Genomic DNA, 12,115 nt, shown 5'->3' with positions numbered 1-12,115 from the left:
GCAAAATTAAAAGGCATGAGCCCGGTACAATACCGCACTCATGCCCAAGCAGCCGCCTAATTAAATGACATGTCTAACTTTATGGGGTCACTTCAAGCTCAGACGGTTTTTCTTTTTTATGCTGCTTAGTTGGAAGTCAGTCCCGCATGCATTTTCTCCAATAACGATACGGCAAGGCGCTCGTTTTGCTCAATTGATTGCAGTAGATCTATCGCCTGCTTGCCCTGCTCCGCATCGTTCGGTTCGCCTCCAGCCGGGAACGGGAAGAGCTTGCTTAACGTGTCAAAGCCATCGGCAATCGCCCCGTACAAGCTAGCTGCTTCTTTCATCAGCGGGCGAACCTCATCAAACACAGAATCTGTCCACGTATCAACCATTTCGCTCCAGAAAAGAGAGGCGTAGCGACGTGCATCCCCGTTCACCACGGTCGTATACGCGTTGCCATTCGGCTCAACCGTTCTCTTTTCATAGGCTTCCTGCCAAGCAGCATAGGCGGCTAGACCATTGGCACAGCTCGGGTCCAGCGGTTCTTCTCCACGATAATGAACGAGTGTAGATTGGAGGGCATTTGCAAGCATCGTGCGACGATCGATCGGAAATGCATGGTCGATGGCAAGAACAAATAATTCCTCGACAATACCTCGTCCCAAGTTCTCATAGGGAATGGTACTGTCGTTTCGGCAGTTGTCACCTGCGTAAAACACTCTTTTTTCATCATCATAGCCGTAGATCAATCCAAACTCTGGCATGAACAGGTCCCAAGCAAGCACAGGATGTCCTTTATCGATGGAACGGTGGATCAGTTCCAATGCTTCTGGCAAGAGAACAGACAACTGGCGTTTCTTACGTGCTTCAGGACTGAGCAGCGAAGGATCGACTTGATTGGCGTTTACGCCTGGTGCGCAACTAGGGTGATCAGGGGTAATCACACGAGATTCAAAGCCCATGTTTTTCAAACCCTGCTGTAAGACCTTTTGAAAGTGAAACATCGTCGGTCCCGCAATATGGATATTTTCAGGCACGATTGTCAAACGAAAAGCATGCCCGCTCAGCCCAAGTATCATCGGTAAAGACATTTTTCGTTCAGTCGCTTCTACCAGTCCGTATAGTGCTGCTGCGCAAGTAATCCAAGTAGGCATAGTGAATGCTTCTGGTTTATTCAATACTGCTTGTTTCATATTCCCCGCAACCTTTCTCGTCTTCATGTATTGATCAACAACGACACGAGTTTTTTCCTGAATCAGTTTTTTGCGAGAGCGGGATAGCACTTGGTAGACATTCGCCTGGGACATCTGGAACATGTGGGAGATCTCATGAGGGGCCAAATGGTCAAAAAAGTGAGATTCCACAATGCGTCGCTCCCGAGGATTGAGGCAGTACAGCAGGCTCCTGATCGTCTCAAACAGTTCACGTCGCACCATGACCTCTTCGGGATCGGTGTTCTGCGCAGAGTGTGACCAAGACCGTCCCAGCCTGTGCAGAATACTATCGAGGTCCTCCCAGTCAGTTGGTTCCTGCTCATGCGTTTGTTTGCCCAGACTCGAGAAGACGGTTTCCCTTTTTTGCGAACCCTTCGAAAGACGTGTGTACGCCTGATTGCGCACAATCCGGTGCAGCCAAGGGAGGAAACGTCGGCTGTCCACCAGCGTTCCCAGGTGCAGAAAGGCGCGAATGAGAGCATCCTGAACGATGTCTTCGGCAAGAAAGGCTTCTTGTGTATACGACCGTGCATAGCCGTAAACTTTGGAGCGATGACGCCTGACCAGCTCGCTAAACGCCTCCTGATCTCCGGCCTTTGCCTGCTCTACCAAAATCTCGTCTTCTGTCTGGTCGTGTTCCTCATGAGACTTAGGCTTGATAATCAAGTGATCCATTGCAAAAACTCCTCGTGATTTGTTGATTTACTGTATAGACTTCTGGGTCGTGGATTTTCTGACACGGGATGCGAAAAAATTTCGGAGTTTTTTAAATCGTTCTGTCTAGTGTATCAGACAAATAAAGGCAGTGGTTTTTCCAATGGCAGATGACAAAGCAATTTGTAACAATTTCCACTCTCCCCTATAATGAACGTACAGGAAGAAAAAGGAGGATGGAAGTACATGAAGCTCATTTCTGTTGCAGGAGAAAGTGTGGCACCTGGAAAAGGTGGTTCACCGTCTGATACATTTGATCGTTCCATTGCTACGTGGCAAGAAAATGGTCAAGAAAAAACAATAACCGTCACCTATGTGCGCTATTTTGGCAAAGTGATCGCTGAGCGGGGCATTTACGATCAAGAGGCAGAAGGGGTTCCTGTCAGCCATTTGGTAGCGACTCTGTTTCTCGAAAAGCATCCTGAGGCAAAAGAAACCCGTCATTATATTAATGATACGGAGTCTTTCGTCAAGCTGTTTGAGGACTTTTCCCTGACAAAGTGGAAAGAGCGTTATCCTCTGTAGAATATGAGGGTTTACAGCTTTCAAAGTCAAAAGATTCTGATTCGCCAAAGACACATACGGGTAACTTTTGTAAGGGCATGCTAAGGGCAACCAATTATTGGAGGGAATTAGCATGTTTTCTATTTGGGTGCCACTGGTGATGACGTCCTCTGCACTTATTTTTGGTGCAATACCTGCGCATGATCCTACGACTACGACTTCCTCGGCAGCGTGGATGGTTGCTGTACAGGAGTTTGATGCGTTTTTGCAGGACTGGAAAAAAGGGCAGAGGCTTGCGAACCTTCGTCACCCGCTTTTTGACCTCACGGGAGTGTCAGCGGTATCAGGAATGATGGAGATCATCCGTTTTTCGGGAGAAGCCCACGGGCAAGCGGGAGAAATCACCCTTTCGTTTTATACACTGGAAGGCGACAAGGTCTTTTCGCCCCCAGGCTCCGTGTCTGTCGCGCGAGTTGATGAGAAGCGTCGGGAATTTCAAGTCACTGGTGCCATTCCACGGGTTTTACGCGGGCGGAAGGGAGTTGTACAGGTGACTTTTACGGGAGAAAAGCGGGCATCGTACTTGCTGAAGGTACGATTCTAGTGAAAATACGGGAGAGGAGGGGCTGCTGTTGATTGAGGTCAAGGATGTCAGCAAGCGGTTCAAGGAGATCGCAGCGGTCCAGCATGTATCGTTTCGTGTGGAAGCAGGCGAGGTTTACGGTCTTCTGGGGGAAAACGGTGCGGGTAAAACAACGACAATGCGCATGATGGCGACGGTTTTGACCCCAACCGAGGGAGACATCGAGATTAGTGGGTTTTCCGTTCGACAGCAACCACTTGAAGTGCGCCGTAGAATCGGTATCTTGTTCGGGGGAGATGTGGGTCTTTACAGCCGTTTGACAGCGCGGGAAAATATCGCGTACTTCGGTCGTCTATACGGATTGGAGCAAGCGAGGTTGGAGGAGCGGATAGATAATCTGAGCAGGCTGCTTGAGATGGACGATTTTATCGACAGGCGAGTCGGGGCCTTTTCGCGAGGAATGAAGCAAAAGGTAGCGATTGCCCGGACGCTCGTACACGATCCGGATGTCATTTTGCTGGATGAACCGACGACAGGACTGGATGTAACAGCTGCCACAATCTTTCGAAGAATGGTCAGAAGGCTACAAGAAGAAGGGAAGACGATCCTGTTTTCCAGTCACAACATGGGCGAGATCAACAAGCTGTGCAAAAGGGTTGCGCTCATGCACAAGGGTGAGCTGCGGTTCGCCGGGGGATTGGATGCGTTGCGCGAGCAGTTTGGGACAGAGGATCTGGACGACATTTTCATGGCTGTCGTGGAAGGGAGCGAAGGCTGATGGGCTCGCATGTCGTTTGGACCGTATTGAAAAAAGAACTGATGGACTTGTTTCGCGATCGCAAGGCGTGGATGGGGACGCTACTGGTGCCATTGCTCGTCATTCCGTTCGTCTTCTTTTTGCTGGGGACGTCCTATAGCAATGTTGAAAAAGAAGCGAGGGAGTACATCCCGTTAGCCGTTCAGGGATCATCCTCATTAATTACTGTTTTGCAAAAAAATCCTGCCGTTCAAATCCTGGAGCCGTCCAATCCGGAGCAAGCACTGCAAGCAGGTCAGCTGCGTGCCATTTTGACGATTCCTGCTGGCTTCGATGAAGAGATCGCGGCGGGCCATACAGGTAAGTTATCTGTTGCCTATGACTCCACCAATCAAAAATCTGTCTATGCCCGTACGTTGATCGAGCAGACAGTAGAGGCTTACAGCAAAGAAGTCGTAGCGAAAAGATTGAACCAAGCCGGCCTGTCCGAGCAGACGATTCAACCGATTGTCTCCACCTTTCAAAATACAGCCTCTGAAGAAAGGAAGTCGGGAGGGATGCTGGCTGGCATCATTCCCTTGATGTTGGTAGTCTCACTCGCATCCGCGGGTATGGCCGCAGCGAATGATCTCGTCGCCGGTGAGAAAGAACGGGGAACGCTCGAATCTCTGTTGACGGCGCCGATTGCAGCCCAGCATATCCTCACGGCAAAGCTATTGGCTGTCATGACCATGAGTACCATGGGGGCAGTAGCATCGCTAATTTCTGTCACGCTGGCGATGCGTCTGGGACCAATGGGGACGGAAGGAGATCATTTTACACTCGCCTTCTTCTCGCCTGTCACTTTGTTGGTGCTCATCGTGACGATTTTGTTGTTGGCGGCACTCTTTGCAGGGTTGGAGCTTGTTTTGAGTACGGTTGCCAAGTCTTTTAAAGAGGGGCAGACGTACATGAGTGCTGTCATATTTTTGGCGATGGTTCCGTCGTACATGCTGATGCCAGTAAGTCCGGTCGACATCCCTGCGCATTACTACGTGATGCCTGTGTTCAACGGTGTCGCACTGTCCAAGGAAGTGTTTTACGGCAAGGTCGACCCGATGCATGCGCTCCTGGGGATTGGCTCCTTGCTTGTCTATGTGGTCTTCACTATTTTTCTCGCGTCGCGCATATTCCGCAGAGAAGGTGCGGGGTTAAAGCACTGATCGTAAAAATCTCAGTCCTGTCTCGTCACTAGTCGTTGTCATCTCGAGAAAGCTGGTGAAATGTTGTGAATCCGCTTTATGTAGGTGTGTTGTATATTTTCGGATCGGCTGCTGGCTTTGGCGTCATGTCTATTTTTGCTGTGTACGCCTACGAAGCGGGTGTGTCTGTTTCGACGCTCTTGTTTTTGCGGTTTTATCATAACAGCCGAGAAGACTTCCATTTCTAAGCCATGCATAGCTTGGCGAAAGTTGGGGATGAATCGGCGCTGCGAAGGAAGGACTTCTGCTTTTTCGGTTGCTCCCGCAATCCTTTAGTGGAACATACGTTCTCATTATGGTAAACTCTTCCTGCGAGGAGGTGAATCAGGATGCTCCGTAAAAAGGCTTTCCAATTTCGCATTTTTCCCAACATTGAACAAGCCATACTCATCTCGAAGACATTGGGATGCAGTCGCTTTGTGTTCAATCGATTTCTGGCACATTGGAACGAAACCTACAAACAAACGGGCAAGGGGTTATCTTACCATTCTTGTTCTGCTCAACTGCCACAGTTAAAAAAAGAACAGCCTTGGCTCCAAGAAGTAGACAGCACAGCCCTTCAATCTTCCCTCAACAACCTCGCAGATGCTTTCACACGATTTTTCAAGAGACAAAATGAAGCGCCACGTTTCAAAAGCAAGAAGAATAAAGTCCAGTCTTATACCACGAAATATACGAATGGAAACATCCGGATCGCTGGGAACCAAATCAAGCTGCCGAAACTTGGCTGGGTGACATTCGCTAAATCCAGAGAGGTAGAGGGACGGATTCTAAACGTCACGGTTAGACGAAATGCTAGCGGGAAATATTTTATTTCGGTGCTTTGTGAGGTACCTTACTCTCCGTATATTCCTGTGGACAAAGAGAAAACCATTGGCATCGACCTGGGTCTCAAAGAATTTGCCACGTTTTCCACGGGGGAAAAGATCAAGAATCCCAAGTACCTTCGTCTGTACGAAAAGAAACTTAAGCAATGGCAAAGGCGGCTTTCACGCCGAAAAAAGGGCGGGAACAATTACGACAAAGCGAGAAAAAAAGTAGCGATCTTGCATGAAAAAGTAGCCAACACTCGAAATGACTTCCTGCATAAACTGTCCACTAGGCTGATTCACGAAAACAAAGTGATCTGTTTGGAGGATTTGCAAGTGAAACACCTGATCAAGAATCACAAGCTGGCGAAAAGCATTGCCGATGCGTCATGGTCCACTTTTCGCGCCATGATGATCTACAAAGCCGAATGGTATGGACGAACGCTCTCCCTTGTTGGCAAACAGTTTCCTTCCAGCCAACTTTGCTCCACGCCAAAATGCGGGAACCGCAACAAAGACGTCAAGAATCTGAACTTGCGAGAATGGACATGTTCGTACTGCGGGACACGGCATGATCGTGACGAGAATGCCGCGATCAATATTGTGCGAGAAGGTCTACGGTTGTTGTGTGAAACAACTTAACTGTCGGAACGACAGGGATAGCTTGGCACATTTCACTTCGGTAAAGTGATTACCCAAGAATCCCCCACTTCAAGGCACTAGCCTTAGTGGTGGGAGCGTTCAAATTGTGGTGGGGAATCGAGTGGTAAAAGGCGTCTCTTCCTATGTAACATCTGCGTACATAGCCCAGTTTGCTGCTATTTCTACCTTTTTCATTGCGTTAAAAGACGGAGGTGTCGATCTGTCTTTTGCGGTACAAGGGTGGTGGGCGCTGCTGGGGATTGTTGTTTTTTCTACGGTGGTCGCCATCAGTTTTTTCTTCCGCGGCTTGCAGCTGATCGGGTCAACGAAAGCATCGGTGCTCAGCACGCTGGAGCCTGTTGTCACGTTTGGGTTTTCGGCGTTGTTGTTTGGCGAAGCCTTTAGCCTGCTCCAGTTGTTGGGGGGATGTGCCGTGCTCGTCGGTGCTGCGCTGATTGTTTCGGGGAAAGGCGGAGAGCCAGAGCTGGCATCCAGGCAGGCTTCTTCATAAGGTGATACCAAAAAGACGCTCTTGCTGTGAGGATTCACGTACAGGAGCGTCCACTTTTTTTAGTCCGATCAGGATTCGTTCATCTGTGAACGAATTAACCAGCCTGCACCGTACACACCCGCATCATTGCCGAGTTGGGCAGGAACGATCTCTGTGGACTCGACGACGTAAGTGAACGGAACAAAGCGTTTGAATGATTCACGGATTCGGGAAAAGAGGAAGTCACCTGCTGCTGCCACGCCTCCGCCGATCATGAACTTCGCAGGATTGAGTACATTCGCCAAGTGGGAGAGCGCGAGACCGAGATAGAGTGCCACTTGATCGATAATCGCGAGAGCCGCTGCGTCTCCTGCTACGGCTGCCTCGAGGACATCCTTGGCGGCAATGTTTCCTTTGGTCGCTAGTACAGCGGCAAGCGCCGGGCTTGATCCGTTTGTAGCTGCAAATCGCCCTTCACGAATGATGGCAGTCGCAGACGTATATGTTTCGAGACAACCTGTTTTGCCGCAATTGCAGGGGGCACCGCTATCCGGGGTCATGGTGATGTGACCGATTTCGCCGCCAACACCGTTGATGCCATGGATGACCTTTCCATTCAAAATGACGCCTCCGCCTACCCCTGTGCCGAGCGTGATGAGCACGAGGTCTTGTGCACCTTGGCCTGCACCTTGCCACATTTCCCCGAGGGCAGCGACATTGGCATCGTTGTCGACCGAGACTGGCAGACCTGTAAGGGCTTCCAATTTTTCTTTTAATAAAACGGGTTGGCGCCAGTGAAGATTCACCGCTTGGAAGACGATTCCCTTTCCGCCATCGACGGGTCCGGGTACTCCTACACCGATTCCGCAGACTTGTGAAAGAGAATAGTCATGCTGCGCAAGAAGATCATGAGACATGTCTACGATTTTTTGCAAAATCCCATCCTCGCCGTCCGCAACAGGCGTCGGTTCTTGCATTTTTGTAACCAGCTCGCCTTCTGGCGTAATCAAAGCCATCTTGATTGCAGTGCCACCCACATCTACTCCCACGATGATCTTCTTCACAAGCGTCTCCCCTATCTCCTTGTTTTCCATCTTTTTCTATCTTATCACGCTATATGGAGCATAGCGATTCCCAAAAATGGCTATACAGGATATGATGGAAGAGAGTACCCCCGTGAGCGAGGGAAGGAAGAAGGGATCTGCCTTGAAACGAGCCAGATTAATCTACAATCCAAGCTCCGGCCGGGAGATCGTGCGTCGGCGATTGCCGGAAATCCTCGATTTAATGGAGTCGGCCGGATATGAAACTTCATGCTATGCGACCAAAGGGGAAGATGATGCGACAGAAGAAGCTGCTCGTGCAGTAGCTCGCGGTTTTGACATCATCCTGGCCGCTGGTGGAGATGGAACCATATATGAAGTAGTAAATGGGATGGCAGAGCATAAAGCACGGCCAACTCTTGGAATAATCCCCTGCGGAACCAGCAATGATTTTGCCCGGGCGGTCGGTATACCGAAATCGATCACGCGTGCTACGGAGATTGTCACCATGGGCAAGAAAAAACGCATTGACCTGGGGCGCATCAACAACCGCTATTTTATGAATATCGCGGGTGGCGGCTCGTTGACGAATTTGACCTACGAGGTCCCGAGCAAGCTGAAAACGCTCATCGGACAAATGGCGTATTACGTCAAAGGATTGGAAAAGCTGCCGTCGCTGCACCCGATCCGTGTTCGTCTGGAGAACCGCAAAGAGGTGCTGTTGGATGAAGAAATCATGGTGTTCCTCATCGCCAATAGCCGATCCGTAGGTGGTTTCGACAGGCTCGCCCCAGATGCGGACTTGTCAGACGGCAAGCTGGATGTCATCGTCGTGAAGAAGTTGAATATTGCGGAGTTTATTCGCTTGGCGACACAGGCAGTTCGCGGCGAGCACCTAAAGGACCCGAACATCCTGTATTTCCAAGCAGATTACATCAAAGCCACCTCGCCAGGTGGAGAGACGGTTCAGCTCAATCTGGACGGTGAGCTGGGAGGACAGCTACCTTGCGTAGTGGAAGCGTTGCCGGGGCATATCGAGTTGTTCGTCCCGTAAGAAGATAGTAAAATGAATAGCAATAGCCGTGGGGATGCCGCTTTTCGCTGTGCATCCCTGCATGCTTCCATGAGCGAAAACCTATAGAGCAAGATAAAAGGAGCAATAGATAGTGGCGAAGACAACAAAGAAGCGGCGCGGTCCGCACCCGACAGCCAAAGTGGAGCTGGACGTTCCTGTACGTGTCGGACAAACCGTGGAAGTGGAGATAACCGGACTGAACCACGAAGGAGCAGGAGTAGGCCGGATTGAAGGATATACGCTGTTTGTAGACGGCGCACTTGCAGGAGAGCGGGTTCATGCGCGCGTCGATCATGTGAAGAAAAACTTCGGCTTTGCTAAGCTGACAGAAGTAGTAGAAGCGAGTACCCATCGCTTCCAGCCGCCCTGTCCGCTGTACGATCGTTGTGGAGGCTGCTCGTTGCAGCATCTGGCATACGACGAGCAGCTACGTCATAAGCAGCAAATCGTCAGGGACAACCTGCGGCGCATTGGCGGTTTCCAGGTCGAAGGGGAAGGGGCCATTACCGTTCATCCGACACTCGGCATGAATGATCCATGGCGCTATCGCAACAAGGCGCAGGTACCAATCGGCGAGGAAAATGGGGCGTTGGTCGGCGGCTTTTACGCGGAGAAATCCCACTCGATCATCGACATGAACGAATGCCTCATCCAGCATCAGGCGAATGATGAAGCAGTGGCAGCTGTGAAGCAGGCGGCGACCAAGCTGAATATCAAGGCATATGACGAGACTCGCAATACAGGCCTGCTGCGTCATGTGGTCGTCAAGGTGGGCGTGAAGACGGGGGAAGTCATGGTCGTGCTCGTAACGACGGAAGAGCAGATTCCGCAGCGTGACCAGCTGGTGGAAGCGATTCGTGCACAGGTAGCTGGCGTGACGAGTATCGTGCAGAACATCAACTCGGACAAGACCAACGTTATTTTTGGCAAAAAGACAGTCACGCTCTGGGGCAGCGATGTGATTTACGATTATATCGGTCCGATTAAGTTTGCCATTTCGGCGCGTTCGTTTTATCAGGTCAATCCTGCTCAGACCGAGGTGCTGTACAACAAGACGTTGGAGTACGCGGGTGCGACTGGGACGGAGACGGTTATTGATGCGTACTGCGGTATCGGGACGATTTCGCTGTTTTTGGCGCAGAAGTCCAAGCATGTGTACGGTGTAGAGATTGTGCCAGAAGCGATTGAGGATGCGAATCGCAATGCGCAGTTGAATGGCGTGGAGAATGCGACATTTGAGGCAGGGCCTGCGGAGGTTGTCATTCCTGCTTGGAAAGAGAAGGGCATACGAGCGGATGTGATTGTGGTTGACCCGCCGCGCAAAGGCTGTGATGAGGCGTTGTTGACGACGATTTTGGAGATGCAGCCGGAGAGAGTGGTTTATGTGTCTTGTAATCCTTCTACATTGGCAAGGGATTTGAAGGTGCTTGCTGACAGTTACGCGGTGAAGGAAGTGCAGCCGGTGGATATGTTCCCGCATACGGGGCATGTGGAGAGTTGTTCACTGTTAGTGAGAAAAGATTAAACAAGATGTGACGGTGTCAGAACCCTTCCAACAAGTTGGAAGGGTTCTTTGTTTGTGTGGATAATTATAGTAAAGTTAATGGGTTAGGGGTGATACACATGGGTGGCGGTTTATATGGACACAGAAATATTGAAGATGAGCGACTTAAAGAATGGATAACAGCGTGGAATCCACAAGATTATATTAACTTTTTTCAATCTTACTATGGAATTGAACACGACATTGATGATGAAGGCTTTTTGACAATACAAGTAGAGAGAGTCAAAAAAGCTGTCTTAAATGTTTTCGTTTCGGATGATAGATACCTATTCGATGTTGTAATGAGATATATGACTGAAGCAATGTTTTATTGCTATTTTAGATATGACAATTCAACAGCTTATTGTGGTAACTATTATGAAGTGCTAATTGAATTTGCTGATGAATCAACCAAGAAAAGGTTAATTAAAGGCTATGACTATGTACAAACAGGTGGGATAACCTTAGAGAAGAATGGTGAAGTTATAGGACATATTGGTGAAATGAGTGACCTTTTTTGGCATGCGTTTTATGACCAATATATTGTAGAGGATTATTGTGCAATAGAGCATGCGAGAAACAATGAGAAGGATATTACTCTGCAAATTTGGAATGATAAAATTTTCGAAAATACAGATCAGTTTTACAAGTTCATTGAACAGATTTTGTTTGAATGCAATGTTAATCTAGGCTTTAGTTTCAAGAGGTCAGGATTTGAAAATGAAAGTAAATTAAAAGGGCATACGTCTAATACTAAATTATGCTTAAGTAATATTGAATTAGAGGAAACCCCATTAAGATATTTTAACTTTGCTAACCATACTAAGATACCACGACATAAATACTTAGCTTATTATCAGGTTCTTGAATTTTTCTTTACAAGAGCCGTCAAGGAAGCGAGGTTTCCAAAACCAAACGAACTCTTATTAGTAAAATACATAGTAACAAAATCAATAACTGAATCAGAAGTAGTTTCATGGCTTGAGGAAATTACGGGCAGGGGTAAACACTATACAGAACCTTCGGAGAAATATCCTGCACTTTTTCCTTTGAAAGCTACAGAAATTGTTGAGTCAGTAGCAACACGGATTTATTCAATAAGGTGTTCGTTAGTTCATTCAAAAGAAGCACCTAAAGATGCTAACTTCATACCTAACCTTAATGATGAAATAATAGATAAGGAAATATCACTTATCAAATATGTTGCAGAGAAAGTGCTGTATAAGTGGAGTAATGCTCCTGAATAGTGGAGGGCATGATTATGGCAAATCCAAACAAAAAGAAAATCCATGGTTGGAAGCGAAAAATTAAGCAGATTGAACAATGGAAACAACGCCATATTGATTTGGACATTTAACGATTATTTCGTAACAAAAGAGACTATGTAAAGTTATGGATTGACTCTTTTTACAGGTTAACTAGACGTAATCCTCCGATGTGGCATTCTCGATTAATACTTGAGGCAATGATAGAGGTTTACAAATCTTGGTGGGTAGTAGGAATTAGTACATTTTG

Annotated in this window: 11 protein-coding genes and 1 pseudogene; 10 read left to right on the top strand and 2 right to left on the bottom strand. The window is 48.4% G+C overall.

Going from position 1 to position 12,115, the window contains the following annotated elements; all coding sequences use genetic code 11:
- Positions 1 to 125 precede the first annotated feature (125 nt).
- Positions 126 to 1,874 (bottom strand): RNA polymerase sigma factor, encoded by a 1,749-nt coding sequence (locus tag ACFYU8_RS25330; protein ID WP_390305023.1) that lies wholly within the window; start codon positions 1,872 to 1,874, stop codon positions 126 to 128.
- A 225-nt stretch (positions 1,875 to 2,099) separates the two neighbouring features.
- Here ACFYU8_RS25330 and ACFYU8_RS25325 point away from each other — a divergent pair, with 225 nt between their 5' ends.
- The 7 genes and pseudogenes from ACFYU8_RS25325 to ACFYU8_RS25295 all read left to right on the top strand — a co-directional run bounded on the left by ACFYU8_RS25325 (position 2,100) and on the right by ACFYU8_RS25295 (position 6,960).
- Positions 2,100 to 2,438, top strand: a complete 339-nt coding sequence (locus tag ACFYU8_RS25325) for a hypothetical protein (protein ID WP_390305021.1) — start codon at positions 2,100 to 2,102, stop codon at positions 2,436 to 2,438.
- A 112-nt stretch (positions 2,439 to 2,550) separates the two neighbouring features.
- Positions 2,551 to 3,021 carry a hypothetical protein gene (locus ACFYU8_RS25320; protein ID WP_390305019.1) on the top strand — a complete coding sequence of 157 codons (471 nt, stop codon included), beginning with the start codon at positions 2,551 to 2,553 and terminating at the stop codon, positions 3,019 to 3,021.
- Between the two features lie 28 nt (positions 3,022 to 3,049).
- Positions 3,050 to 3,778 carry an ABC transporter ATP-binding protein gene (locus ACFYU8_RS25315; protein ID WP_390305017.1) on the top strand — a complete coding sequence of 243 codons (729 nt, stop codon included), beginning with the start codon at positions 3,050 to 3,052 and terminating at the stop codon, positions 3,776 to 3,778.
- Positions 3,778 to 4,959 (top strand): ABC transporter permease, encoded by a 1,182-nt coding sequence (locus ACFYU8_RS25310; RefSeq protein ID WP_390305015.1) that lies wholly within the window; start codon positions 3,778 to 3,780, stop codon positions 4,957 to 4,959. Before ACFYU8_RS25315 ends, ACFYU8_RS25310 begins: the two co-directional genes overlap by 1 nt.
- Positions 4,960 to 5,024: 65 nt before the next feature.
- Positions 5,025 to 5,153, top strand: a pseudogene (locus ACFYU8_RS25305) (DMT family transporter); the annotation flags it as partial.
- A 174-nt stretch (positions 5,154 to 5,327) separates the two neighbouring features.
- Complete coding sequence (tnpB, locus tag ACFYU8_RS25300; RefSeq protein WP_390305013.1) at positions 5,328 to 6,449, top strand: IS200/IS605 family element RNA-guided endonuclease TnpB; 1,122 nt, start codon at positions 5,328 to 5,330, stop codon at positions 6,447 to 6,449.
- A 106-nt stretch (positions 6,450 to 6,555) separates the two neighbouring features.
- Positions 6,556 to 6,960, top strand: a complete 405-nt coding sequence (locus ACFYU8_RS25295) for an EamA family transporter (protein WP_390305010.1) — start codon at positions 6,556 to 6,558, stop codon at positions 6,958 to 6,960.
- A 68-nt stretch (positions 6,961 to 7,028) separates the two neighbouring features.
- On the opposite strand, the gene ACFYU8_RS25290 is transcribed toward ACFYU8_RS25295, so the two are convergent.
- Positions 7,029 to 8,003 carry an ROK family glucokinase gene (locus ACFYU8_RS25290; RefSeq protein ID WP_390305008.1) on the bottom strand — a complete coding sequence of 325 codons (975 nt, stop codon included), beginning with the start codon at positions 8,001 to 8,003 and terminating at the stop codon, positions 7,029 to 7,031.
- Between the two features lie 142 nt (positions 8,004 to 8,145).
- Here ACFYU8_RS25290 and ACFYU8_RS25285 point away from each other — a divergent pair, with 142 nt between their 5' ends.
- The 3 genes from ACFYU8_RS25285 to ACFYU8_RS25275 all read left to right on the top strand — a co-directional run bounded on the left by ACFYU8_RS25285 (position 8,146) and on the right by ACFYU8_RS25275 (position 11,847).
- Positions 8,146 to 9,036: a diacylglycerol kinase gene (locus ACFYU8_RS25285; RefSeq protein ID WP_390305005.1), complete on the top strand. Its 891-nt coding sequence runs from the start codon at positions 8,146 to 8,148 to the stop codon at positions 9,034 to 9,036.
- A 112-nt stretch (positions 9,037 to 9,148) separates the two neighbouring features.
- Entirely contained in the window at positions 9,149 to 10,582 is a 1,434-nt protein-coding gene (gene rlmD / locus ACFYU8_RS25280; RefSeq protein WP_390305002.1) for a 23S rRNA (uracil(1939)-C(5))-methyltransferase RlmD, read from the top strand.
- A gap of 98 nt (positions 10,583 to 10,680) precedes the next feature.
- A complete protein-coding gene (locus ACFYU8_RS25275) occupies positions 10,681 to 11,847 on the top strand; it encodes a hypothetical protein (protein ID WP_390304999.1) in 1,167 nt (388 codons plus the stop codon).
- Positions 11,848 to 12,115 lie beyond the last annotated feature (268 nt).

The organism is Brevibacillus sp. NPDC003359 (genome assembly GCF_042878995.1).
Taxonomy (GTDB): Bacteria; Bacillota; Bacilli; order Brevibacillales; family Brevibacillaceae; genus Brevibacillus.
Note: the sequence above shows the minus strand (reverse complement) of the source record. Positions and strands in the feature narration are given on the sequence as shown.